At 42.0% G+C, this 25,912-nt stretch carries 23 protein-coding genes and 5 tRNA genes; 19 read left to right on the top strand and 9 right to left on the bottom strand.

Annotated elements, in window-relative coordinates; genetic code table 11:
* Positions 1–53: 53 nt before the first annotated feature.
* Positions 54–311 (bottom strand): hypothetical protein, encoded by a 258-nt coding sequence (locus tag GQY27_RS04360; protein WP_160032295.1) that lies wholly within the window; start codon positions 309–311, stop codon positions 54–56.
* 535 nt (positions 312–846) lie between these two features.
* The gene (locus GQY27_RS04355) at positions 847–1,695 is read right to left on the bottom strand and encodes a hypothetical protein (protein WP_160032294.1); all 849 of its coding nucleotides are present in this window, start codon (positions 1,693–1,695) and stop codon (positions 847–849) included.
* Positions 1,696–2,503: 808 nt separating this feature from the next.
* On the opposite strand from GQY27_RS04355, the gene GQY27_RS04350 reads away from it, so the two are divergent.
* From GQY27_RS04350 to GQY27_RS04340, 3 genes are all read left to right on the top strand, one after another.
* Positions 2,504–3,481: a ring-cleaving dioxygenase gene (locus tag GQY27_RS04350; protein ID WP_160032293.1), complete on the top strand. Its 978-nt coding sequence runs from the start codon at positions 2,504–2,506 to the stop codon at positions 3,479–3,481.
* 241 nt (positions 3,482–3,722) lie between these two features.
* Entirely contained in the window at positions 3,723–4,316 is a 594-nt protein-coding gene (locus GQY27_RS04345; protein WP_160032292.1) for a nitroreductase family protein, read from the top strand.
* Positions 4,317–4,467: 151 nt separating this feature from the next.
* The gene (locus GQY27_RS04340) at positions 4,468–4,737 is read left to right on the top strand and encodes a phage holin family protein (RefSeq protein ID WP_160032291.1); all 270 of its coding nucleotides are present in this window, start codon (positions 4,468–4,470) and stop codon (positions 4,735–4,737) included.
* A gap of 106 nt (positions 4,738–4,843) precedes the next feature.
* Here GQY27_RS04340 and GQY27_RS04335 read toward each other — a convergent pair whose 3' ends face one another.
* Complete coding sequence (locus GQY27_RS04335; protein ID WP_160032290.1) at positions 4,844–6,589, bottom strand: glycine betaine ABC transporter substrate-binding protein; 1,746 nt, start codon at positions 6,587–6,589, stop codon at positions 4,844–4,846.
* Entirely contained in the window at positions 6,567–7,784 is a 1,218-nt protein-coding gene (locus GQY27_RS04330; protein ID WP_160032289.1) for a quaternary amine ABC transporter ATP-binding protein, read from the bottom strand. Before GQY27_RS04330 ends, GQY27_RS04335 begins: the two co-directional genes overlap by 23 nt.
* Before the next feature lie 436 nt (positions 7,785–8,220).
* Between GQY27_RS04330 and GQY27_RS04325 the strand changes: the two genes are divergently transcribed.
* The 7 genes from GQY27_RS04325 (at position 8,221) to GQY27_RS04295 (ending at position 17,683) form a co-directional block, all read left to right on the top strand.
* A complete protein-coding gene (locus GQY27_RS04325; RefSeq protein WP_160032288.1) occupies positions 8,221–8,784 on the top strand; it encodes a GbsR/MarR family transcriptional regulator in 564 nt (187 codons plus the stop codon).
* A gap of 191 nt (positions 8,785–8,975) precedes the next feature.
* The gene (locus tag GQY27_RS04320; protein WP_160032287.1) at positions 8,976–10,157 is read left to right on the top strand and encodes a LolA family protein; all 1,182 of its coding nucleotides are present in this window, start codon (positions 8,976–8,978) and stop codon (positions 10,155–10,157) included.
* 248 nt (positions 10,158–10,405) lie between these two features.
* The gene (alr, locus tag GQY27_RS04315) at positions 10,406–11,587 is read left to right on the top strand and encodes an alanine racemase (protein WP_160032286.1); all 1,182 of its coding nucleotides are present in this window, start codon (positions 10,406–10,408) and stop codon (positions 11,585–11,587) included.
* Between the two features lie 218 nt (positions 11,588–11,805).
* Positions 11,806–12,087, top strand: coding sequence for a CopG family ribbon-helix-helix protein (locus GQY27_RS04310; protein ID WP_160032285.1), 282 nt, complete (start codon positions 11,806–11,808; stop codon positions 12,085–12,087).
* 3 nt (positions 12,088–12,090) lie between these two features.
* Positions 12,091–12,441: a type II toxin-antitoxin system PemK/MazF family toxin gene (locus GQY27_RS04305; protein WP_160032284.1), complete on the top strand. Its 351-nt coding sequence runs from the start codon at positions 12,091–12,093 to the stop codon at positions 12,439–12,441.
* A gap of 234 nt (positions 12,442–12,675) precedes the next feature.
* Positions 12,676–14,865, top strand: a complete 2,190-nt coding sequence (locus GQY27_RS04300) for an alpha-galactosidase (protein ID WP_160032283.1) — start codon at positions 12,676–12,678, stop codon at positions 14,863–14,865.
* A 604-nt stretch (positions 14,866–15,469) separates the two neighbouring features.
* A complete protein-coding gene (locus tag GQY27_RS04295; protein WP_160032282.1) occupies positions 15,470–17,683 on the top strand; it encodes a Tex family protein in 2,214 nt (737 codons plus the stop codon).
* A gap of 66 nt (positions 17,684–17,749) precedes the next feature.
* Here GQY27_RS04295 and cmpA read toward each other — a convergent pair whose 3' ends face one another.
* Positions 17,750–17,893: a cortex morphogenetic protein CmpA gene (gene cmpA, locus GQY27_RS04290; RefSeq protein ID WP_160032281.1), complete on the bottom strand. Its 144-nt coding sequence runs from the start codon at positions 17,891–17,893 to the stop codon at positions 17,750–17,752.
* A gap of 125 nt (positions 17,894–18,018) precedes the next feature.
* Positions 18,019–18,387, bottom strand: a complete 369-nt coding sequence (locus tag GQY27_RS04285) for a hydrolase/acyltransferase (protein ID WP_160032280.1) — start codon at positions 18,385–18,387, stop codon at positions 18,019–18,021.
* 114 nt (positions 18,388–18,501) lie between these two features.
* On the opposite strand from GQY27_RS04285, the gene GQY27_RS04280 reads away from it, so the two are divergent.
* The 3 genes from GQY27_RS04280 to GQY27_RS04270 all read left to right on the top strand — a co-directional run bounded on the left by GQY27_RS04280 (position 18,502) and on the right by GQY27_RS04270 (position 19,226).
* Positions 18,502–18,972, top strand: coding sequence for a SprT family protein (locus GQY27_RS04280; protein WP_160032507.1), 471 nt, complete (start codon positions 18,502–18,504; stop codon positions 18,970–18,972).
* An 83-nt stretch (positions 18,973–19,055) separates the two neighbouring features.
* A tRNA-Asn gene (locus GQY27_RS04275) sits at positions 19,056–19,131 on the top strand.
* Positions 19,132–19,137: 6 nt separating this feature from the next.
* Positions 19,138–19,226: transfer RNA gene (locus GQY27_RS04270), tRNA-Ser, on the top strand.
* 276 nt (positions 19,227–19,502) lie between these two features.
* Here GQY27_RS04270 and GQY27_RS04265 read toward each other — a convergent pair.
* Together GQY27_RS04265 and GQY27_RS04260 are read right to left on the bottom strand one after the other, a co-directional pair.
* The gene (locus GQY27_RS04265) at positions 19,503–20,375 is read right to left on the bottom strand and encodes a Cof-type HAD-IIB family hydrolase (protein ID WP_160032506.1); all 873 of its coding nucleotides are present in this window, start codon (positions 20,373–20,375) and stop codon (positions 19,503–19,505) included.
* A complete protein-coding gene (locus GQY27_RS04260) occupies positions 20,375–21,157 on the bottom strand; it encodes a DeoR/GlpR family DNA-binding transcription regulator (RefSeq protein WP_160032279.1) in 783 nt (260 codons plus the stop codon). The genes GQY27_RS04265 and GQY27_RS04260 overlap by 1 nt, the downstream gene beginning before the upstream one ends.
* A 227-nt stretch (positions 21,158–21,384) precedes the next feature.
* Here GQY27_RS04260 and GQY27_RS04255 point away from each other — a divergent pair.
* From GQY27_RS04255 to GQY27_RS04245, 3 genes are all read left to right on the top strand, one after another.
* Positions 21,385–21,456 (top strand) — tRNA-Glu (locus GQY27_RS04255).
* A gap of 72 nt (positions 21,457–21,528) precedes the next feature.
* Positions 21,529–21,604, top strand: a tRNA-Lys gene (locus GQY27_RS04250).
* A gap of 15 nt (positions 21,605–21,619) precedes the next feature.
* Positions 21,620–21,702 (top strand) — tRNA-Leu (locus GQY27_RS04245).
* Between the two features lie 180 nt (positions 21,703–21,882).
* Here the strand turns inward: GQY27_RS04245 and fakB are convergent.
* Entirely contained in the window at positions 21,883–22,725 is an 843-nt protein-coding gene (gene fakB / locus GQY27_RS04240) for a fatty acid kinase binding subunit FakB (RefSeq protein WP_160032278.1), read from the bottom strand.
* Positions 22,726–22,956: 231 nt separating this feature from the next.
* Here fakB and GQY27_RS04235 point away from each other — a divergent pair, with 231 nt between their 5' ends.
* The 3 genes from GQY27_RS04235 to urtB all read left to right on the top strand — a co-directional run bounded on the left by GQY27_RS04235 (position 22,957) and on the right by urtB (position 25,912).
* Complete coding sequence (locus tag GQY27_RS04235; protein ID WP_160032277.1) at positions 22,957–23,346, top strand: helix-turn-helix domain-containing protein; 390 nt, start codon at positions 22,957–22,959, stop codon at positions 23,344–23,346.
* A 353-nt stretch (positions 23,347–23,699) separates the two neighbouring features.
* Positions 23,700–24,962: an urea ABC transporter substrate-binding protein gene (gene urtA, locus GQY27_RS04230; protein ID WP_442950875.1), complete on the top strand. Its 1,263-nt coding sequence runs from the start codon at positions 23,700–23,702 to the stop codon at positions 24,960–24,962.
* 44 nt (positions 24,963–25,006) lie between these two features.
* A complete protein-coding gene (gene urtB, locus GQY27_RS04225; protein WP_160032276.1) occupies positions 25,007–25,912 on the top strand; it encodes an urea ABC transporter permease subunit UrtB in 906 nt (301 codons plus the stop codon).

Here is a 25,912-nt window from a genome sequence, read left to right as displayed (position 1 = left end):
ATAAAATAAAGAGAGCAGAAGAATTTCTCTGCTCCCTCATTATCGATACCTAATTAGCGTTGCAATAAAACAAGGCCGCTGATTGCAGATGTTCTTTTTTTGAAGATGATCTTGAAGCCAACTTCCTTATCTAACATACAAGCTAGTGCAGTACGAAGTAATGCATTGTGTTTTAAATCAATTTTACAAGGTTCAGAACTCCCAATGACACGTACGGAGACAATTCTTTTTGGAGAGCCAGGGATTAGAGGGTTTCTTGCCCAAGTAATCAATACAAGGTCAGGTTGTCTAGTAGCTTTTATACTAGTCATATTAATCACCTCTTTTCTTTTAGTACTCTATATTAGATGCCAAGAGAGGAAGAAGTGTGCTAGACAAATCTATTAAAAAAGTAAGAGAATCCATATGAATCTATGAATATATCAATAGGCTGTTTTACAAAAACATAAAAAATCTCTCAGCAGCTTATAAAGCGTTTGAGAGATTTTTAATTGAGAACAACATGTTCAGCAGTTTCATCTTTGCATGGTATATTAATAAGTTAGACCATGGACTGACTTATTAATATATCATTGCTTTTTCTTAAAAATACACCCCTTAGAATTAATAGGGTAAACTTAGGAGTTTTACCAATGTCTATTTTAAGGAGTTCAGTTAAGTAACAGGACTCTTCTTTTATTAAAAGATAGATTAGCTATAGATATAAGAGATGGGAATAAGAAATATTTATATTTGTATCCCCAGTCGTTCGTGACTTCTTTCTTCGGGATTACAGGATAACTATCTTTTGTTACAGATACAAAAATACTTCTATGAATCATACTAATAGATTAACTGAGATTTTCATTATTGAACTGGAATTTGAAATGTAAATGGTTTGAAGTCCAAGTCGTAATTATCTGAAGAACCTTCGGCAATCAATGTTATATCCTCACCAGAAGGGTCTATTTTTTCAAAAGTTATTATGCCTTCACTCTTAATCCCTGGCAGAATCTCAGAGTTAATCTCTGGATAGTCGGCTTCATAATTGGTAGAGACTTCATATTGAGTACTACCCTGAGTGAGTTTTGAGTTAAAGTCATAGAAGCTGATCGTTGACTCAGATTTATTTTCGATAGTCATATAGAATCTGGTTTCCTCATCTGCGAATTCAACTTTATTGACTGTCATTACATAGCCATTTTGTTCAATCGTTTTATTGATATCCACTGTTTTTAATGCCGGTGATACAACAGTGATATAATCGCTTATTTCGACGGTTTGAGCGAGAATCACCGGTGCTTTCACTTCGCCGCCAAGCATATTTTCTCCTACAAACTCATCTTTTACAATACCCGTAACATGGATATAGTCTCCTTCATTAAGGCTAAGGGACTTATCTGTATATCCAATTAGAATATTATGTTCACTATTTTTAGGGTCAGCGTAAGCTTGAAGATAGATGCCATCTTCATCTTTTTCTGGAGTTGTAAATATTTTGGCGTAAAAATCTACTGCTTTGCCTTTGTAATCTTTAGGGCTTGAAAACATTTGCTCAAACTCTTCTTGTGATAACGGTGAAGATGAGACAGTTGTTGTCTCCGTATTGTTGCTTGCTGCATCAGTTGACGAGTTCACATCAGAATTGCCACATGCAGCTAATCCGAGTAGCAACAGGACAGAGATTGCTGATAGTAAAATCTTTTTCTTAAACACTTAAATATTCCCCCTAAGATGAAATAATTCTGGATAGTCTGACAGGCTAGGCGAGTATTTCATCCACTTTATGAATTCAAAAGTGCAATCGCTTTACTATAATACTGTCAGTATTAGTAATTAAGTATGGTTCCTAGTTATCACCTTGAAAGAAGTATGTTACTATAATACGACCAGTGCATTAAGAGGTACCAGACATAAATTGTTAGATGTGTGTCGTGGGTAGGTATATTTTAATATATTCATATAATAGTCACTATTTTCCTAAAGAACCGGGTTTCAAGACTCCGACCATATGCTGTTATCGAGTATTCTACTTTAGTGATTCATGTACTTTTCGTTTTAGATCACTGATCGTTTTAATGAAGGAACTCTGTAAGGATTTTTTCGAATATCTAAAAAAGTGAGTAAAATATCACATTCTGGTTTAATGATAAGAAGGTCGTATTTTGTTCATTAATGAACGAAAAAAATTATCTATCTAATTTTGAAAAGAAGGTTGACATTCGCTCAGTTTAGTAATAAACTTTATTTAAGCGATTGAGAAAAAGTAAGTGATTTTCACAAGAAGAGATGTATTGCCGAGAGGCATAAATGATTACAATCCCTGAATGTTAGAGATATGGAATGCAGCTGATTTTCATTAGAAAATAAAGAAGCCATTCGTTATTACGTCATCAAACATATGGGATTTGATTTTTAAACTTATATCTTAAACTTGTAATACTTTAATTAGAGATAATAAAGAAAGCTTCTGTACCAATTACATTTCATATCTAGAATAAATTTTATTAGGCAGGGATGAACAATGAACCATTTAAAAGGAATTCACCACGTAACGGCAATTACGAGTAATGCTGAGAAAAATTATGAGTTTTTCACTTATGTCCTCGGTATGAGGCTTGTGAAAAAAACAGTGAATCAAGATGATATTCAGACGTATCATTTGTTCTTTGCGGATGATAAAGGCAGTGCAGGTACAGACATGACGTTCTTTGATTTTCCTGGTATTCCAAAAGGTACCCATGGTAATGATGAAATCTACAAATCTTCTTTCCGAGTCCCTACCGACAAAGCGATTGATTATTGGAAAGAACGTTTTGATCGTCTAGGAGTAAGTCACTCAGGTATAAAAGAGCTGTTCGGGAAGAAAACCTTATCTTTCGTCGATTTTGATGAGCAGCAGTATCAATTGATCTCAGATGAGTTTAATAAAGGGGTTCCTTCGGGTACACCGTGGCAAAAAGGGCCGATCCCGCTGGAATATGCGATTACAGGACTAGGCCCCATCTTCGTACGATTCTCCCAGTTTGATTATTTCAAGGAATTGATGGAGAGAGTACTTTTGTTCAAAGAAATTGCACAGGAAGAGAATCTTCACTTGTTTGAAGGAGGCGAAGGTGGAAATGGAGCACAGGTTGTCGTTGAAGACAACACAGAACTCCCGCCAGCTCGTCAAGGATACGGTACGGTTCACCATGCTGCATTCCGGGTTGAGAACCGGGCTGTGCTTGATGAGTGGACTTCTCGAATGGAAAGCTTCGGCTTCACTACTTCGGGTTATGTAGATCGCCACTTCTTTGAATCCTTGTATGCAAGAGTAACTCCGCAGATTTTGTTTGAGTTTGCAACAGATGGCCCTGGTTTTATGGGGGATGAACCTTATGAAACGCTGGGAGAGAAATTGTCTCTTCCGCCATTCTTGGAACCGCACCGTGAGCAGATTGAGCGAGATGTTCGTCCGATCGACACGATGCGTAGCGATAAAGTTTTCAATAAGGAGTAACCTGCAAAGAATTAATCGTATAGAAATCGATGAATTTTTGCAGGGACCTGCAAAGATTTTATCGTCGGATAATCGATATTAACTTTGCAGGGACCTGCAAATTTATTTCGATTATCCAGCGCTAGAACTTTGCAGGGACCTGTATTATTTCGATCAAACTCGAAATGAGTTGATGAAATAATACAGTATCCTTTGAAAAAAAATAAATACATTATATTCAATTAATAGGAGGAAATTAATTATGAATTTTTTTGAAGCAGTAGAAACACGCCGTTCCGTATATGCACTTAACAAAGAAGTAAAGGTGTCCGACGATCGTATTAAAGAAATCGTGGAGCATGCAGTAAAACACGTACCGTCTTCATTTAACTCACAATCCACTCGCGTTGTCGTTCTTTTCAAAGGCGAGCATGAAAAACTGTGGGACATGACAACAGAAGTGCTGAAAGCAGTGATGGGCGATGCAGACTTCTCCGGAACACAGCAAAAAATGGATATGTTTAAAGGTGCTTATGGTACCGTATTGTTCTTTGAAGATCAAGCTGTTGTAGGCGGCTTGCAAGAAGCATTCCCTGCTTATGCGGATAACTTCCCAATCTGGTCTGAACAAACAGCAGGTATGCACCAATTCGCAGTATGGACTGGTCTTGCTACAGAAGGGATCGGCGCTTCTTTGCAGCACTATAACCCGCTGGTTGACGAAAGAATTGCTAACGAGTGGAACGTTCCTGAATCTTGGAAACTTCGTGCTCAGATGCCATTCGGTGGTATTGCACAACCAGCTGGCGACAAAGAACTCAAACCGCTGGATGAACGCATTAAATTCTTCGGTTAAGTATCTGTCTAGTTCTCAGCCATTCCTTTATCTTCGGATGAAGGGATGGCTTTTTATGTATCCACATTTCTACTGCATGTACTGTTTGTCCATTATTCTGCATACATAACCTAATAACTCATAAAATGCAGAAAAGGGGAGAGTGGGAGAAATGGAGTGGAGTGTGATCTGGGAACTTATTGACCCGCGTCTAGTTGGAGTCGTAGCCGCTTGCTGGGTCGTGGGATTTATTCTTAAATCTACGCCGGCTATACCGGATTGGACCATTGTATACGTTGTTGTTATTGTTGCTGTGCTGCTTGCTGTCTGGATGCTGGGATGGTCTGCGGATTCAGTCGTGCAGGGGATTCTGGCTGGATCTTTCTCTGTATATGGACATCAGGTGGTTAAACAGACGCGCAGTATTGGAAGAAAGAACTAGAGTAATGGACTGATGTGGAAGGCTCGGTAACAGCAACAAAAAACCGTAACCCAGCAGAGCAGGGTTACGGTTTTTTTGTTGAAATACTTATTCATAATTAGAAGATTTATTTCAGATCTTCAATGGAGTCAATATCCATGTAAGCTGGAACAGTAAGTCCAGTTTTTGCACCTTCCATATTTACACCAACATCTTCGACTTTGTCAATATAGCGGTCGTAGTATGCTGCGGAAGTGACAGGCATCCAAGCTGCAAGGGTAGCATCCACATCGCCTGCTGCGACACCAGTCCACATCGGGCCCATCTCTACTTGAAGTGAAGTTACATTGTAACCAAGCTCATTTTCGAGGACATATTCCACAAGATTTGTACTTGCGATTTCAGAGTCCCAAGCTACATAGCTAAGTTTCAAAGTCTCACCATTTGAAGACCGCAGACCTTTTGTCCACTCAGCGACTTTGTCTTTATGAGCTTCCGCCCATTCTTTTGCTGCTTGCTGTGGATCCGCGCCGTCCTGGATAGCAATCATCATTTCAGCCATCTCTTCAGCCGTCCAGTTGAAGCGATCTAAGAACTCGTAGGCTGCCGGATGATCTTCTTTGAGTCCTTTACGGACGATCGTACGAATTTCTTCCGCGTCTCCATACGATTTAAGCGGATCTTCTAGGAATTTCAGATCATATTTGTTGAACATCCAGTGCGGAGTCCAGCCTGTTATGATGATAGGATCTTCATTCTTCAGACTTTTCTCCAGCATCGCTGTCATCGCAGAACTAGAACCTTCCACAAGAGTCCAATCTGTCAGATCATAATCTTCCAGTGCTTGTTTCGTAGAAGTCATGATACCGGCACCAGGGTCAATACCTACAATCTGATAATTTACTTCTTCGCCAACGGCGCTTCGTTCAGCACCATCAGCAGCATTATTACCTACAAAATACTGAGAAAAACCAGCGATAAGTACAATAGCTGCAGCAGCCGAGATCATCCAGATCCGCTGTTTTGAAGTAAAGCGGCTGTGTTTCTTCTTTCCTGGCTTACCTACTAAATTCTGAGAGAAACGATCGAGCACAATTGCCAGTACGACTACGACGAGTCCTGCTTCAAATCCTTTACCAATCTGAAGTTGTCCAACTGCACGATATACTTCAGCACCAATACCTTGTGCCCCAATCATTGACGCGATTACGACCATGGATAGTGACAACATGATCGTTTGGTTAACACCACTCATTAGTGTTGGCATGGCTAGTGGAAGCTGTACTTTAAATAGCTTTTGAGCCGAAGTTGAACCAAAAGCGTCAGCCGCTTCGACAAGTTCTGTAGACACTTGGCGGATACCAAGATGCGTCATACGAATGGTTGGTGGAATGGAGAATATAACGGATGCAATAACACCCGGTACAACACCCAAACTAAAGAAAGTAACGGCTGGAAGCAAGTATACGAACGCAGGCATGGTCTGCATGAGATCGAGGATCGGAGTAACTACTCTTTCCACGCTGCGGCTGTACGCCGACAGAATACCAAGGGGTACGCCGATTACAACGGATACAATCCCTGAAGTTACGACGAGCCCCAGTGTATCCATGGATTGCGTCCAGTAACCTAGGTTATAGATAAGCAGGAAGCCAATTACCGTGAATGCAGTAAGTTTCCATTTTCCCAGCATATAAGCAAGTACACCAAAAATGATAATAAACAGAAAAGGGTGGGGCAGCATAAACAGCCCCGAGAAAAATCCGACGACACTTTCGATAATAGTCGAAATGACGCCGAAGAATCCGGAGAGTGAGTCATTTAGCCAATTAACTGCGGCATCTGTCCACTCAGCTATGGGTAACTTCGGCATGAGATGATTCCTCCTTCGTTGTAACTTCGCCGCCAAGTGCTCCGAGCAGTGCGCCTCTTACGATAACACCTACGATTCTTCCTTTGTCGTCAACTACGGCTACAGGAACTTTGGCAGAGCTTGTAATTTCAAACAAGTCATTCATCATCGTTTCAGGCGGTACTTGAGGTCCGTCTGTAATGAGAATATCTTGTAATGTTTTTCCGTCTTTAAAGGCCCGAACCGCATCTTCCGCTGTTATAACACCGAGCAGTTTTTTAGTACGATCGATGACAAACAGATTAGATATACCGCGTTCACGCATCAGCTCAAGTGCTACACGAGGGCCGCGATCGAGTGTAATGGTCTCTGGTCTCAGCATAACGTGAGAAGCAGTAAGTACTTTAGATAAGTCCACATCCTCGACGAAACGAGCGACAAATGAGTTGGCAGGCTGGATCATAATTTCTTCCGGTGTGCCAATCTGTTCAACAGAACCGTCTTTCATCAGCGCAATTCGGTCCCCAATACGAAGAGCTTCGTCCAAGTCATGCGTAATAAAGATTATTGTTTTTTGCATACGATCTTGCAGCTCTAAGAGCTCATCTTGCATATCACGGCGAATCAGTGGATCAAGTGCGCTGAAAGCTTCGTCCATAAGCAGAACTTCTGGATCGTTAGCAAGAGCACGTGCAAGACCGACACGTTGCTGCATCCCGCCGCTGAGTTCACTTGGAAGTTTATCTTCCCAGCCTTTTAGCCCAACCAACTCAAGAGCTTCTTTTGCTTTTTCTTTGCGTTTCGCTTTATCTACCTTTTGAATCTCCAAACCATATTCGACGTTATCAAGTACAGTACGGTGAGGCAGAAGAGCAAAGCTTTGGAATACCATACTGATGGTTTCGCGGCGAACCTTGCGCAGCTGCTCTTTGTTCATTTTACGAAGATCTTTCCCGTGAACGAGGATTTCTCCCGAAGTAGGTTCAATCAAGCGGTTCAGCATTCGTACAAGTGTGGATTTACCACTACCAGAGAGTCCCATAATGACGAAGATTTCTCCCTGTTTGATTTTCATATTGACTTGATTTACGCCGACCGTAATATTTTTTTCTTTAGCCAAGCGCTTTTTATCAAAGCCTTGTTCAAGAAGCTTAACTCCCTCTTGAGCATTAGGACCAAACAGCTTACTTACATTTTTCACTTCTAGTATGGTCATGCTTATCTTTACACCCCTTTTTCTATAACGATATAAGCTTTATTTCACATAATTTAAACATTTGCCTTTGTCATTGTAACAAATTGGCTCTATACTTTCAAATGTACATTCAGTATGTTTAGTTCGTACAGTAAAAACTGTACGAATTGAATTTTAGCAAAATAAGCCTATTTTCTCGCCTATTCTTCCTTTATTGAGGAATAGCTACGTAGGAGGCATCTTTACTTTTAATATTGCTTTTCTTAAAATAGAGCATGACATTTAACAAAAATTGTGATCAAAGTCATCGATTTAGCATTTTAATTTTTAGATTGTCCTTAATGGAATTCTTTTATGATTTGGTATTTAGACCTGGGCCGTGGATATTTCAGCTATTCATTTGGACAGTAACTATTTTTATACAGTAGGATTAAGGGTAGAATGGGAGGTTACAAGCATGAGCTTGGACCAATTAAATGAAGAACAACAATCAAAAATAATGAATATTCGTAAGCGTGTCATTCAAACCGTGGGTAAAAATATGGAATTGTACGGACTCACTTCTTCTGCGGGCCATTTATATGGACTGCTCTTTTTTGCAAATCAACCCATGACGCTTGATGATATGGGAAGAGAAATGGAAATGAGTAAGACCAGTATGAGCACGAGTGTACGTAATCTTCTTGATCTGCAAATGGTGAACAAGGTATGGAGTAAAGGTTCTCGTAAGGATCAGTACGAAGTGGAGTATGACTGGCATCAGACCTTTATGGATTATTTCACTATTAAATGGAGACAAGCAGCAGAAAGTAATCTTCTTACGTTTAGAAAAGCAATCGAAGAACTGAATAAGCTTTTAAAAGAAGATCTTGAAGATGAGAAGCTATACGAGATTCTTTCTAGAGACAAGAAAAAGATGGAGGAAGCTGTAGCTTACTACAAGTGGCTGAACCGTTTGATTGATACCATGGAATCAGAAGAAATTTTTCAGCTTGTCCCTAAGGAAGATTTGGATAAGTAAATGTAATCAAAAGTAAAAGTAATCAAGATAAGTCTCACTTTCTACCACAGAAAGTTGGGGCTTTTTTTGTTCGTTTCAAACGATTTTGAGTATTCATTTATCCAGCTTGTCAGGCCAGTCTGCATAAATCGAACAAGTCCCTCATAAACATGTATCAATCAACTGAAATCAGTGTTAAAGGGGATGATGTCATGCGCCGGATATCATGGATAATTGCCATGGTACTGTGCTTTTCAGGTCTGCTTACGGCTTGTGGACCAAAGGACGCAGAGTCAGTAGTAAAAGAATTGAACGAGGTCGTAGGGGAACTAGAAAGTTACAAAGGTTCGGGTGTAATGACACTTTATTCTGGAGAAACACCACAGGAGTACAAAGTAGAAGTATCGCATCAAAAACCTTCTTATTATCGTATTGCATTAACGAACGCGAAGAAAAACATTACACAAATTGTGCTTCGTAATGATGATGGCGTATTTGTTCTAACACCGAGCCTGAATAAAAGTTTCCGGTTTCAAAGCAACTGGCCGGACGATCAGGGTCAAGTCTATTTATATGAGACCCTTGTCCGCAGTATCATCGGTGATAACGCCCGTCAATTCGCAGACGAAGAAGATAGTTATGTGTTTGACGTAGCTGCGAATTACAATACTCATTCGCTTGTTCGCCAGAAAATTTGGCTGGACAAGAAAGATTATTCACCAAAACATGTTGCCGTATCGGATGCCAATGCTAACGTTGTCGTTGATGTGAAATTTGATACATTTGAATTTGGTACGAAGTTTGAAAAAGATTCCTTTGATATGCAAAAGAACATGTCGGCTGGTAGTGGAGAGACACAGGCTCCTGAAGCAGGCAGCACCCCTACGATTAATGAAGATGTGAATACACCGGAAGTAACAGTTCCAGAAGAGCAGGATCCTGGAGTGGACGTTTCCGATCAGCCTGAATTAGGGAATCCAGGTGACGAGGTCGGGGGAGAAGTAAGCCCGGATGATAGTGCAGCTGCAGAAGAAGGAGCATCAAGTGAACTAGGAGATTTTGGTGTTATTGAGCCAACTTATCTTCCAAACGGAGTAAACATGAAAGGCGAGCCGACCATTATGGAAACAGAAGATGATTATGCAGTCATGTTACGGTTCGAAGGAACATATAATTACACCATTATCGAAGCAAGACCACAAGATAGAGCATCTTCTTATGCTGCTACAACACCTGTAGATCTAGGCTTCACTATTGGTATGATGACGACAGAACTACCTCAGACATTAACGTGGTTTGATGAAGGAATGGAGTACCGTATTACAAGCGATAACTTACCTGTAGCAGAAATGGTACAAATCGCCGCTTCTATGCAGGACCAATCGGGTAAATAATAGGTGAGACAGGCGGATACCGAATATTTACGAAGTGTTTTTTCGTAAATTCCACGGCTGTTCGCCTCTTTTTTTATCCGCAGATTGTAGGCGAAATGGGGCTCAGTGTCGAATATAACATTAAATGTATTTTCCTATTCCTTTGAGTAATCAAACCCCTTAGTTATAGGGATTTGACAGTCGTGTTTCTCTCGCATACCATTAGTTTATTGTTAGATAGGAATTAAAATCAGGGAAGGTGACTTAGGGTGGAAGGACAGTATCGCCCGACCCAAGCTGAAATTAACTTGGATCATTTAAGACATAATGTGAATGTGTTTCGCGAGAATTTGCCAAAAGATGTGTTATTCAGTGCTTGTGTTAAGGCGAATGCTTACGGTCATGGTGCTGTAGAGACGTCGAAGGAACTGGAAAGGATAGGAGTAGACTATCTCAACGTTGCTTTTCTTGACGAAGCCCTAGAACTGCGTAATGCAGGGATAAAAACACCAATACTTATACTGGGATATACACCACCGGAAGGGATCGAGATTGCATATCAAAACGATATTACGGTAACGGTATTTAGTGAGGAAGTTATCACAAGTATCGAAAACCTTGATCCTTCCGAAGACATACGCAAGCTGAAAGTGCATCTTAAGATTGACAGCGGGATGGGGCGTCTTGGAGTTATTACGGCAGAAGACGCAAAGCAGGCAGCAGGCCGCCTGTCATGTCTTTCCTATGTAGAACTCGAAGGGGCATATACCCATTTTGCCAAAGCGGATGAAGAAAACAAAGACTATACACTGATGCAATATCAACGGTTCATGGATGTGATTAGCGCGCTGCGGGATTCAGGTTACAAGCTCCCGATCATACATATGGGTAACAGCGCTGCTGCTATTGATACTCCGTCTCTTTCGCTCGATATGGTGCGGGTAGGAATTAGCCTGTATGGTCTATATCCATCGGAAGAAGTGGATAAGCAGAGCGTGCAATTACTCCCAGTGCTTTCACTAAAGACAAAGATTGTTTATGTAAAAAATGTTCCAGAACATTGGGGCATTAGTTACGGAACCAAATATTATTCTTCAAATGAAGAAAGGATTGGAACCCTTCCAATCGGTTATGCAGATGGTTATTCTCGGATGCTAACCGGTAAAGCAGACGTTCTAATACGCGGCCACCGCGTCCCGGTCGTTGGTACCATTTGTATGGATCAGTGTATGGTGTCTTTGCAAACGTTAACGGATAAGGAAGATATTAAAGCTGGTGAAGAGGTTGTTCTCATCGGTCAGCAAATGGGCAGCACGATTACTGCCGACGAGCTGGCATCGAAGATTGATACGATTAACTACGAAGTTCTGTGCATGATTGCAAATCGTGTCCCGCGTATTTATATCCGGGATGGAAAAGTCATCGCTCGCGTTAACGCCCTGTTATCCTAAGTTTCGTGAAATTTCTGTGAAGAAAGAGGATATCGTCTAAAACCCGCGAATTGTGTAGATATTTACAAAATGGATGATGTACGTATTCGTTCATTCCGTTTATAATGAGTAATGCATACTTGATATACGCGGGGCATATATATCCTCTTGTATAAATTTCCTGAAATAACGTTATACTGGTAACAGTGGCGTAGGTTTTGTGTGGGGGTGGAAGAGACTTGACCAATGTACAGAACACCAAACGGATTATGATCAGTTTGCCAGATCATCTTTTGCAGGAAGTTGATGGGATCGTAGCAATGGAAAATTCGAACCGCAGTGAATTTATTAGGCAAGCTATGAAGCTGTATTTGATGGAGCGCAAGAAGCGTTACATCAGAGAAACCATGCAGCGCGGCTACATGGAAATGGCCAAAATTAATTTGACCATGGCTTCCGAAGCCTTTCACGCGGAGGACGATGCAGACAGCACTCTGGGCCGCTTAGTGAGCGGGGTGTAAACATTGATCGTAAAACGCGGCGACGTATTTTTTGCGGATCTTTCACCCGTTGTTGGTTCCGAGCAAGGGGGAGTCAGACCGGTGCTTGTAATCCAGAATGATATCGGCAATCGTTTTAGCCCGACCTGTATCGTAGCTGCCATTACGGCACAGATTCAGAAGGCAAAATTGCCGACCCACGTAGAAATTGATGCCGAAGCACATGGTTTTGACCGGGATTCTGTTGTTCTGCTGGAGCAGATTCGGACCATTGATAAGCAGCGTCTTACAGATAAGATTACGCATCTGGATGACGAGACGATGAAGCTTGTTAATGAATCGTTACAGATCAGCCTAGGTTTAATTGATTTTTAGGTGAGCTTAAGGAGCGAACAGTATTGCAGTACTGTTCGCTCTTTTTGCTGTGTTTAGACATCTCATCAGTGTATCTTAACGTTTTTGTATTTATTTTAGATGGGGATGGAATCAGAAGGCGAAGATAGTACATTGCATTTAAAATTAACCGATTCTATACTGTGAAAGAGGGTTAGCAATTTCTACATTCGATTTTTGAAAGCGCTATTAAAAGACATGGGAGTGGATCACATCATGGCGATTTTTTATAATGAAGATAAACGTATTTTCCACCTGCAAACAAAGACTGCTAGTTATGTATTTCAAGCATTGCCTACAGGTCATCTGACTCAAATATATTATGGTAAAAGATTACGCGATAACGATTTCGCATGGATTCATGTGCGTGAGGAGCGCTGTTCATTCAGCCCGAATCCGGTTCCGGAAGACCGGACGATCTCTTTTGATACCTTGCCTCAGGAGTACCCGGTATATGGCACGAGCGATTACCGCTCTCCGGCTTTTCAGCTTCGTCAGCCAAACGGTTCGACGGTAACTGAATTTTTGTACAAAGATCACCAAATTGTAAGCGGAAAGCCTGCATTATCGGGACTTCCAGCGACTTATACGGAGCAGGATACCGAAGCGGATACCCTCATTGTGAAATTGGAAGATTCCGTAGCAGGAATCCAATTAGAGCTGACTTATACCGCGTTTCATGAATATGATGCGATCACACGCTCCGCACGAGTTATCAATATTGGGGATGCTACAAACGAAATTGTACGTGCTTTAAGTGCAAGTATTGATTTCCCTCATGCGAACTACGAATGGCTGCAGCTATCAGGAGCTTGGGCTAGAGAACGGAGTATTGTCCGCAAACCGCTCACTGTCGGCAATCAAAGTGTAGAAAGTCGCAGAGGTGCAAGCAGTCATCAACAAAATCCGTTTGCAGCACTATTAAGTCCGAATGCAACAGAAGATACAGGTGAAGTCTACGGATTTAGTCTTGTATACAGCGGTAATTTCATAGCACAAGCAGAAGTGGATCAGTTCCAAACGACACGTTTGTCCCTTGGTATTAATCCGTTTGAATTTGGCTGGATTCTTGGGCCAGGTGAAGCTTTCCAGACACCGGAAGTAGTTATGGTTTACTCTGACGAAGGACTTGGCAAAATGTCTCAAACATATCACAAATTATACCGGGAGCGTTTGGCAAGAGGACAGCATCGTGATGAGGAACGTCCAATACTGGTTAATAACTGGGAAGCAACTTATTTTAACTTTACAGCGGACAAGATTGAAGATATTGCTCGTGCTGGGCAGGAACTTGGTATTGAATTATTCGTTCTTGATGATGGTTGGTTTGGACATCGGGATAATGACAACTCCTCATTAGGCGATTGGTTTGTTGATAAAAATAAACTGCCTGAAGGGTTAAACAATCTGGCTCAGCGTGTAACGGAGACCGGTATGCAGTTTGGCTTGTGGTTTGAGCCGGAGATGGTATCCCCAGATAGTGATCTTTATCGTAATCATCCAGATTGGTGCCTGCATATTCCAAATCGTCGCCGTACAGAAGGCAGACAGCAGCTCGTTCTTGATATGTCCCGTAAAGATGTACAAGACGAAATCGTTCGTATGGTATCAGATATTTTGGCAAGTGCTCCGATCACGTACGTAAAATGGGATTTGAATCGAAGCATGACAGAAGTCGGTTCTGCTTTATTGCCGCCAGAAAAACAGAAAGAAACAGCTCACCGCTATATGCTCGGTTTGTATGATGTGATGGAGCGAATTACTTCGAAATTCCCGCACATTTTGTTTGAAAGCTGTTCCGGTGGCGGAGGCAGATTTGACCCAGGTATGCTGTACTACATGCCGCAAACATGGACAAGCGATAATACCGATGCTGTATCTCGTATGAAGATTCAGTATGGTACAAGTCTTGTATATCCGATCAGCTCTATGGGTTCTCATATCTCAGCTGTCCCTAATCATCAGGTTGGCCGGATTACCTCTCTTGAAACCCGCGGTCATGTGGCAATGTCCGGTAACTTTGGATATGAGCTGGATCTGACGTTATTTGATGAGAACGATAAGAAAACGGTGCAGGAACAGGTTGCTCTATATAAAGAGATTCGTAAGACCGTACAATTTGGTGTTTTCCATCGTCTGTTGAACCCATTTGAAGGGAACGAAGCGGCATGGATGTTTGTCTCACCGGATGGTGAAGATGTGGTCGTATTCTACTTCCGTGTACTGTCCGAACCGAATGCTCCGCTGCAGCGTTTGAAGCTGAAAGGACTTGATCCTGAACGTGATTATGTTGCTGTAGATGGAGAAGGCGTATATAGCGGGGATGCCCTGATGTATGCCGGTATTTCCGTAGGAAATAAAGTGGGAGATTACCATAGCGAGATGTATCGTTTTAAACGCGTATAGTCTGTTTTTGTCATTGTTTTTCAGGAAAGACTGTAAAAGCTGCCTTAGGGTACTGCTGCTGCAGTCTTTTTTGCCGTAAATACAGTAAATTGGCGCTTCAAAAGTGGAAATTGAGCCGAAGTTCTGTGATAATAAGATACATCCCGCTAAGGCGGTGATATAGGGACCCGAGAAACGCTGGATGGGACAGACAGATTTATTGTACGATTCTTTTCTGGGGCGTATTCAAAAATAAATAGAAATCGAAGTGCAGGTATTATAACAGAACTTCGAATTAACCTAAAAAATATGTGCTTTTTATTTAAAAATGTTTTTTATTAAAAAAGAAATTGGACGTCTCTTATTCTTTTGCGTAATGTTGTAAATGCAGTGCTACTGAGCAGGCAGTAGCGGAGTAACAAATGAATTCCGAGAAGCGAAGCGTCCGCCTTTGTGATTGGAGTTATACCACTGAGTTAATAGGATAAAAAAACTCCAATCACAACAGCGGTCATGGAATCATTTGTGTACGCAGCGGCTATTTTCGTTAGCGCAGTTTGCCACTGCATAGTGCACTTTGCAACTGAATCAGAGCGGGTAATCCATAGAAGAAAGAGGGATTTTTTTGTCAGAGCTATCCGCAGTTGAATTGAACGATGAGAAACTGAAGAAAGAACAGGAAGAGCGTATTGTTAATCAAGTTGCCAAAGAACTTTCGCTCTCATTAAAGCAGGTAAGAACAACCGTATCTTTGCTGAACGAAGGGAACACAATACCTTTTATCGCAAGGTATCGTAAAGAAATGACAGGCGAGCTGGACGAGAATGAGCTGCGTCTGATTGAAGAAAGAACGGTCTACCTTCGTAATCTGGAAGATCGCAAAGTGGAAGTCATTCGCATTATTGAAGAGCAGGGTAAACTGACGGAGGAATTAGCGAAATCAATCAAGCAAGCAGTCAAACTTCAAGAAGTAGAAGATTTGTACCGTCCTTATCGTCAAAAACGTAAAACCCGTGCGAGTGTAGCTAAAGAAAAAGGGCTTGAGCCATTGTCCGAGTGGATCTGGAATCAGCCAAAACAAGGAAATGTAATGGAAGAAGCCGCTCGTTATGTGAACGAAGAGCTTGGAGTAGATAGTGCAGATACGGCGCTGCAAGGCGCAAAGGATATTTTAGCTGAGAATATTGCTGATGATGCTTCCATTCGTTCATGGGTAAGAAGATATACACTGGATCACGGGATGCTGACTTCGGAAGCGAAGGATATCGATGTGGAATCCGTATATGAGAATTACTATGACTACCGAGAACTCGCAAAAAAAATGCCGCCGCATCGTATTCTTGCGATCAACCGGGGAGAACGTGAAGGCATATTGAAAGTGGGTCTCGATGTTAATGCAGAGCCGGTTCATAACTATATTGGCCGTCAGATATTAAAATCACAATCCGTTGTCAGTGACATCCTTGAAAATGTAATTATGGATGCTTATAAGCGTCTCATCGCTCCTTCTATTGAAAGAGAAGTTCGTACAGAACTGACGGAAAAAGGCGAAGCACAGGCCATCTCCATCTTCTCTGGTAATCTGCGCAGCTTGCTCCTGCAGCCGCCGATTCCGAATAAACGTGTACTTGGCGTGGATCCTGCTTACCGGACTGGCTGTAAACTTGCGGTTGTAGACGAAACAGGAAAACTGTTAGAGGTAGCTGTAACGTATCCGACACCGCCGAATAATAAGAAGCAGGAAGCATTAGCTAAGTTTAAAGAGCTGATCAATAAATATGATATTGAACTAATTGTCATTGGAAATGGGACAGCTTCCCGTGAAACCGAGCAATTTGTAGCAGAAGTTATGCAAGAGATCGGAGATTCCAAACTTGCTTATCTGATCGTGAATGAGGCAGGGGCAAGTGTATACTCTGCTTCCAAGATTGCACAGGAAGAATTTCCTGATCTGGACGTAGCAGAGCGCAGTGCTGCTTCCATTGCTCGCCGGGTTCAAGATCCACTGGCTGAACTTGTGAAGATTGATCCAAAAGCCATTGGTGTAGGTCAATACCAACATGATGTATCTCAAAAACATTTGGAGGAAAGTCTGAAAGCCGTTGTAGAATCTGCCGTTAACCATGTTGGCGTAGATGTGAATACAGCTTCTCCTTCGCTGTTGTCTTATGTAGCGGGAATAAACTCCACGATTGCTAAAAATATTGTGAAATACCGTGAAGAGAATGGTAGATTTTCTTCTCGTAAAGAACTGCAAAAAGTACCGCGTCTAGGCGCGAAGACATTTGAACAATGTGCTGGGTTTATGCGTATTTCGGAAGGGGATAATCCGCTGGATAAAACAGCAATTCACCCGGAATCTTACTCTGTAGTTGACCGCGTCTTTGCAGAACTCAAAGTGGATCTGGATAAACTGGGTACCGAAGAACTGACACGGATCTTGGAAGAACAAAGCGCGCAAGAGCTTGCTGACAGAGTAGAAGTCGGTCTGCCGACACTGCGCGATATTCTTGAGAACTTACAGCGTCCGGGCCGTGACCCGCGTGAAGAGTTGCCGCTTCCTATTTTCCGTACCGATGTACTGAAGATTGAAGATCTGGAACCGGGAATGGAGCTGCAAGGGACAGTTCGTAATGTAATTGACTTCGGTGCCTTTGTAGACATTGGCGTAAAAAGTGATGGACTCGTTCATATTTCGCAGCTTAGCAACGGATTTGTAAAGCACCCAATGGATGTGGTATCCGTAGGAGATAATGTAACGGTATGGGTGCTTGACGTAGATTTGAAAAAAGGCCGCGTTGCTCTCACGATGAAGGACCCAAATCAAAACAAACAGTAATCATTCGTAAGGACAGCAAAAGCCGATGATGAGAATGCAGTTTCTAATTCACTGGCTGGCAGCTGTTTATAGATCAGTTTCATTCGTCATACCATATTGAGCGCCTGGGCGATTGCGATAGAAGAACCAGCATTCGTTCAGCAGCCGAATTTGTCTTCGATCTTTCTTATGGAAAGCACGCATGAGTTGGTTACTAAGCCATTGGGGCATAGGGAAATCCCTCCTCCATAGGTTCATTTCTGTACGTTAGCATATGGGGAGAGGGCCCGTATTGTGCCCGTTCACATGAAAATAACCGTTCTACAAGGATTGTAGAACGGTTATTTGTGTGTTTTTTATAGTGGATGATGTAGAGTAAGGTCTTCTTCTTCGTACCATTGTTCGAGTTGTGCCTGAAGGGCACGAATTTCGGTTAGCAGGGCGATCAGAGGATAGTGTTCTTCTTTTACAGCTGCAAAGGATTTCTCTAGATCGTTAATATAGGCAAGACCTTGTGTAATCACATAGCGATCTTCCAGGAGGTCCAGCTGATCACATTCAGCAATGGCTCTAGGAAGAGCAGGTACAATATCAGCGGTCAGCTTATCGATTTCTTTATTCAGACGAAGATTCAGTGCGCTGAGCTGATAAGCATAATCGGAAGGCATTTCCACAAATTCTAACTGATCGGCATGTTGCAGAATAACGTATCGCATTTTCGACATACGTGCATTTCTCCCCTTTAGTTCGGTCAGTGGTTCCTTGACAGTGTATCCCAAGGTATACTTACAATCAAGTAGAAACAATGAAAGAAAGAGAGCTGAGCATATATGAACTCCATGACGAATGAAGAACTGCAGACATGGATTGAGCGCATCTCACTCGAAAGCTTTGGCGTTCCATTTCAGCATGAAGCCGCGTTTAACAGCAGGCTGACGACGACAGGCGGAAGATACATGCTTCGCAGCCACCGGATTGAGATTAATCCGCATCAGCTTGAGGCTTATGGCAAAGAAGAAGTCGAGAAGATTATCAAGCATGAACTATGCCATTATCATCTACATATACGAGGGAGAGGCTATCGTCATCGCGACCCTGAATTTAAACAGCTTTTAGCTAAAGTGGGTGGGAGTCGTTTCTGTCAGTCCTTGCCGGATGGAAAAGGCAGGAGGACACTGCCCTATAAATATAAGCTTGTCTGCCAGAAGTGCGGGCAAATGTATCAGCGTAAGCGCAAGGTAGATGTTAAAAAGTATCGGTGCGGCAGATGTAGCGGTCCGCTTTTCATGTCGGAGATAATCACTCCCTAAGTTTCAGTAGCAGATATAAGAGTTAAGGAAATTTGATGCTTGACTCTTCTTTAAAGTTTTGATAAATTATATATAGTTAATGTTCCCTGATAGCTCAGTTGGTAGAGCACTCGACTGTTAATCGAGTTGTCACAGGTTCGAGCCCTGTTCGGGGAGCCATTCTTTGGAGAGATACCCAAGTGGCTATAAGGGGACCCTCTGCTAAGGGGTTAGACTGCGTAAGCGGTGCGAGGGTTCGAATCCCTCTCTCTCCGTTCGAAGAACAATAGGAAAGCCCGTGAGGGCTTTTTTTGTTGTCTATATTTTGGGGATGAGTATTTGTATTCGAGGAGTTACATATTTGAGAATTACTTATTCGAGCATTACATATTTGAATTTTAGAATTAAAGGTCTATACCCTAGAATTTTAGAATGGGTAATTTCGTTTTTTTGAATGTGGCGATACGAATGTAACTTTATAAAACGGCATTATTTATAAAATAGAGCGCATGGAATTTGGAATTCCATGCGCTCTAGTATTATTTTTTTATCTACCGATTGTTCACCGGCAGGTTCTTTAATTTCTGTTCAATGGCGTAAGCGACGCCATGCTCTGTATTATTTAAGGTAACTTCTTTAGCGAGTTCCTTGATCTTGGGATTTGCATTACCCATAGCAACAGAATGGTGGACCATCGATAACATCGACACATCGTTAAAGCTGTCCCCGATCGCCATTGTATCTTCCATGGATATTCCAAGACGGTCTGCCAGTTTACTTAGCGCGTTCCCCTTGGATGCTTCGGGATGTTCTACCTCAAAATTATGGTCTGCCGAAATGACCATGGCTACATTCTCGTCGTTTCGGAACTGAGCTCGGCCTTTCTCCAGTTTCTCAGGGTCAAAAGAAAGAGAAAGAATATTGTAAATTTCAGTGCTCTCAGGAATGTTGCGGTAACTCGGAATACGGACGATGCCCGTTTGTTCATATTGTTTCTCTGCGAGCTTTAGCAAACGATCCATACTTTCTTCCGGGTTTGCACTAAGGGCCCGGTCAATTTCGATAGACATGAGCTGATGTCCCTGATTGGGAGAATAGATTGCTTGATCGGTGAGTACCTCATAATAAAATTCGTTCGCTTCCAGCCATTCGAGTATGCTAAATGCAGTCTTTCGATCCATAGGAATGGATTCAATTTTATTTTCATTTTCATCATGGGTGGTTGCTCCGTTAGCTGCAATAACGGGGGTAACAAGCTCTGCTTTTTTACACAGGGCTCTTACATCAGCATGGGCTCTTCCTGTAGCGATGACTACATGGACCCCGTTATTCTGGGCCAAACGAATTGCATCCGCATTCTCGGAACTAATCTGACTTTCGGTGTTCAGCAGTGTTCCATCTAAATCAATCGCAATAAGTTTAATCAAGATAATTCCTCCTGTTCTTCACTAGAATCCGGCACCAAAACTTCCACTTGATGTTGTTCAAAGAAATCCATCATGGTTGTACTCGGAAGTTGATCTGTGATAATGACATCAACTAGGGACCAGTCTGCAAATCGGTAAAAATAATTCCGGCCAAATTTAGAATGATCCGCAAGGACGATGACCATTTCGGCTTGTTCCATCATCTTACGTTTTACTTTTCCTTCCTCATCATCTGCACTAAGTCCGTCCGTAGTAACTCCACCGACTCCAATAAATGCTTTCTCGACATAATAATTAGATAAGGTTTCGACTACAGAAGCTCCGTATACATAGCGGTGTTCTTTATGCAGAATGCCGCCCAATAGCCGGATATCAATCGATTCTTTTTCGGACAGCAAATCAGCTGAGTTGATGGAGTTTGTTATCACGGTGCAATGATCGGCATGTAAAAATTCAGCACAGGCTTGAACCGTGGTAGAAGAGTCAAGAATGATACGGTCACCTTTGCGAACCAGAGCGGCAGCTAGTTTTCCGATCTTTTTCTTTTCCTCTGATACAGTGGCAAGTCGGTCTTTATAATTTTTGAACTCCTGAATCGGGGAGGGGAGAAGCGCGCCTCCGCGAGTGCGGACAATAAGGTCTTGTTCTTCGAGCTTAATGAGATCACGTCTCGCTGTATCTCTAGATACATCGAACTGTTGGCAAATCTCTTCAATGGAGATTCGTCCTGCGTTAGCAAGGTGATCCATAATCAGTTGCATTCGTTCTTCTTGATACAATTTGGAAACCTCCTAACTTCATGCATCAATATAAGCGATTTTAATGTTTTGTAAGTCAAATTGCAATATTTAAAACAAAATACCTTGATCAAAATGAGAATGATTCCGTTTTTATAAGGAAATATAAGTTTTTATTTTTTTATAAAAAATTAAAAAAAGGGGTTGTCATGGATGTTTATATTATGGTATACTCTATCTTGTCGCTGAAGAGCACAGAATGTTATTAAGGCCCGTTGGTCAAGGGGTTAAGACACCTCCCTTTCACGGAGGTAACAGGGGTTCGAATCCCCTACGGGTCACTTTTACTCTTAATGATTTAGGAAGAAACCAATTCGTGTTATGGTATATAACATCATGGAACTTCTCATCAAGAGCCATTAGCTCAGTTGGTAGAGCACCTGACTTTTAATCAGGGTGTCGAAGGTTCGAGCCCTTCATGGCTCACCAGTTATAATTTTATATGCGGTCGTGGTGGAATGGCAGACACGCTACCTTGAGGGGGTAGTGGGTGTATACCCGTGGAGGTTCGAGTCCTCTCGACCGCATTATATCGAAGAAAAGCCTTGTGCATTAGCATAAGGCTTTTCTTTTTTTGCAGAAAGAGTGATCTAGACGCGTGAAAATAGAAAAGGACTGTTTCTGGAACCGATTGAGAATACGGGCCAAGAAAAGTCCTTTTGAGATTAGATAAGAGAATATTAAATTATAATGGAATAAAGATTATTTTATTTAAAATAATACATAAACCCAATTGCACCGACACCTGTGTGTGTACTAATAATAGGTGAAGTGTAACTGATCTCTACATCTTCGTGACCAGTAAGCTCATGGATTAAATCTTTCAGCTGAGATGCTAATTTGTAATTCTCAGCGTGAGCGATTCCCACTTTGTAGATCGTTTTTCCTTTTACATCTTCAGCAAACTGCTTGGCCAGATACCTTGCGATCTGGGGTTGGCTTCTAAGATTTACAACGGGAGTATAGTTACCGTCAATAAGAGAAGCGACAGGTTTGATATGCAGGAGGGAACCGATCAGTGCTTTTCCTTTTCCGATACGTCCGCCTTTTACCAAGTTATCCAGTGTATCTACCGCGACAAACAGTTTCGTATTTTTCCTGACCTCTTCTATTTTACTTATGATTTCTTCCACTGTTTTGCCTTGCTCCGCCATTATAGCAGCTTCGATTACTTGATAAGCGAGTGCTTTGGATGTAAATTCGGAATCGATAACAGTTACTTTAGCATCTGACATGTCGGCAGCCATTTGCGCTGAACGTACAGTGCCGCTCATGCCTCCGGTCATATGAATAGAGATGATCTCGTATCCTTCCTCATGATACCGGTTGTATCTTTCTAGAAATTCGCCGGCAGCCGGCTGAGAACTCTTAGGCAGCTCATCGCTTTGGATCATTTTTTGAATGAATTCTTTAGGTGTAATATCTATTTGGTCAAGATAGGTTTCGCCTTTAATGGTAAAAGAAAGAGGCACTACTTCAATACCGTATCTTTGAATGACGGAAAGGTCGAGATCCAGTGTAGAGTCCGTCACAATTTTAATCTTACTCATTTGTTCACTCCTTCGTAGATAGAGGCCATCATATTAAGGATAACGTATTTTTATCGTAATCACCAGTGACAGATATAACTATATAGAATGCCCACAGTAAGTACAAATACCAGACGGAGAACGTGCTATTTGTATGTTATAATATGGAATTAATACCTGGGTTATATGAGTTGCTAGTCTACAGATTGCTGGGCTTTCATATTACTATGACTTCATGGAAGGCGGTCTTATATGCATTCGATTTACGAACGGATTGAGTATCTAATTATGGAAAGAGGCATGACCAAAAAAGCGTTTTGTGAGGAATTGAAAATTAGCACAGGTAATTTGGGGGATTGGAAACGTGGGAAATCAACTCCGAGCACGGTGAAACTAATTGAGATTGCTGCTTTTTTTGGGGCGAGTTTGGATTGGATCATGCTTGGTAAGCATGATGATGAGGTTAGAGAACAGAAAGCTATCTATCGTATGGGAAACCATGAACAGAATGTAAATGTAGGAGATTTATCTACAGAAGAGCAGGCTTTCATTAGAGAGTATATTGAATTCACGCATTATCGCAGAAGAAAACAGGCGAGTCTCTACGCCAGCAAATCTTCTGAGAAGGGTAACAGAAAATAACGGATTACATAAGGACATTTATAATAACTATCACATAACAGGCCATGATCTTATCGATCATGGTCTGTCTGATTTGTTTGTGTTTTTTAGTGCGAGTGATTTCGTAGTTATCTTGTTTAGTGAATAGCATTTCAATTCTAATGTTAAATATACTCACATATATTTAGGGGTATTGTCTATTTAGTCTGTTATTTTTGTTATTGTGCACCATATAACTAGGCGTAGAACTAAAATATGTTAGGTATATTGACATAGATGATTTCATCTCTCTATAATGTGAGATACCAAACAATAAAGGAAAAACAGGAAAAAAATGTTCGGTTTGGGCTAACTGATTAAAGGGGATGAGGTTCATGCTAATGCGAAAGTTCGGTAAATGGTTTCCTGTGGTGTTAACAGGTGTGATTATGTTGTCCGGCTGTGTATCTGGAGGAGAAGGTCCGACTAAGCAGCCGTCTGCTACGGAAGGCAGTGGCACGATAAGTGCTTCAGATGGTGACACGATTAAAGTGGGTATTCTGCATTCTCTCAGTGGAACGATGTCTATTAGTGAAGTATCAGTTAAAGATGCGGAAATGCTTGCGATTGAAGAGATAAATAAAGCGGGCGGGGTGCTTGGAAAACAAATCGAACCCGTTATTGAAGATGGTGCTTCGGATTGGCCGACTTTTGCAGAAAAAGCAGGGAAACTTCTGCAACAAGATCAGGTAGCTGCGGTGTTTGGCGGCTGGACATCGGCAAGCCGAAAAGCCATGCTGCCTGTTTTTGAACAAAATAATGGACTGTTATTCTATCCCGTACAATACGAAGGACTTGAATCCTCCCCAAACATTTTCTATACCGGAGCTACAACCAATCAGCAGATTGTTCCTTCTGTAAGCTGGTTGCTTGAGAATCGTGGCAAGAAATTCTTCCTGCTTGGTTCGGATTACGTTTTCCCTAAAACAGCGAACAAAGTCATTCAGGCACAGCTTGAGGCAGAAGGGGGAGAAGTGGTCGGAGAAGAATATACTCCCCTTGGTCATACGGATTACAGCACAATCATCAACAAAATCAAAGCTGCAAAACCAGATGTTGTTTATAACACACTGAATGGAGATAGCAATGTTGCCTTCTTCAAACAACTAAAAGACGCGGGGATTACGTCAGAGGATCTAACGACATTGTCTGTCAGTGTAGCGGAAGAAGAAATTCGCGGTATTGGTGCGGATGTTCTCGCAGGTCATTTAGCAGCTTGGAACTATTACCAAACAACGGATACGCCAGAGAATACAAAATTCACGGCTGCTTATAAAGCGAAATATGGAGCTGACCGTGTGACTGCGGATCCTATTGAAGCTGGGTATACTGCCGTTTATTTATGGAAAGCAGCTGTGGAAAAGGCGGGAACTGTTGATGTGGCTCAAGTGAAAGAGGCAGCCAAAGGTATTGAGTTTGATGCACCAAGCGGCAAAGTGACCATTGATGGAGAGAATCAGCATATTTACAAAACGGTACGTATAGGTGAAGTCCAGGCCAATGGGCAGTTCAAAGAACTCTGGAACTCTGGTGAGCCTGTGAAGCCTGATCCATATCTGGAAACCTATGAATGGGGAAAATCGCTTGGCGCTAACTAATCTGTTTCTACAATAGATAGATGAGAAAGGAGGCGGCATAATCGATGGATATGTTTTTGCTGCAAGCATTTAACGGTTTGAGTGTAAGTTCCATTCTGCTTCTGATTGCACTCGGCCTCGCCGTAACCTTTGGACTAATGAATATTATCAATATGGCGCATGGTGAGATGATTATGATTGGTGCTTATGCCACTTATGTAACGCAAAATTTATTTCTCTCCTATATGCCCTCATCTTGGTTTAGTACGTACTATCTTGTCGCGCTTCCTGCTGCGTTCCTCGCTTCTGCGGGGGTTGGCTGGATGCTGGAAGTGCTTCTTATCCGCCACTTATACGGAAGACCCCTAGATAGTTTGCTTGCAACCTGGGGAGTAGGAATGATTCTGCAACAACTGGCAAGGACGATTTTTGGTGCCCCGAATGTCGGGGTGTCCAGTCCTTCCTGGCTTAATGGAGGAGTAGCGGTTACGGAAGGCATCACGCTTCCTTACACGCGTTTGTTCATTATTCTGCTGGTCGCTGTCGTGCTATTCTGCATGTACATCTATATTTATAAAACAGCAGCAGGACGCCGGATGCGTGCTGTTATGCAGAATCGAAATATGGCAGGCTGTCTTGGAATCTCTACTCGGCGCGTTGATGGACTTACTTTTGCCATTGGTTCCGGTATTGCGGGAGTGGCAGGATGTGCACTGACTTTGCTTGGTCCCATCGGACCATCGATTGGAACCTATTACATCGTAGATGCATTCATGGTTGTTGTTCTAGGCGGGGTAGGGAAACTGATTGGTACCGTGACGGGGGCACTTGGAATAGGAGTCTTCAATACCTTATTTGAGACGTACACAAGCGCATCCATCGGTAAAGTGCTCGTATTTGCATGCATCGTTGCTTTCCTTCAATGGAAACCGAGAGGACTCGTGGCACTGCGTTCACGGAGTTTAGACTAG

It is taken from the genome of Paenibacillus sp. An7 (assembly GCF_009870785.1).
In the GTDB taxonomy this organism is placed as follows: domain Bacteria; phylum Bacillota; class Bacilli; order Paenibacillales; family Paenibacillaceae; genus Paenibacillus.
This window is presented reverse-complemented; position numbering and strand designations above follow the sequence as displayed.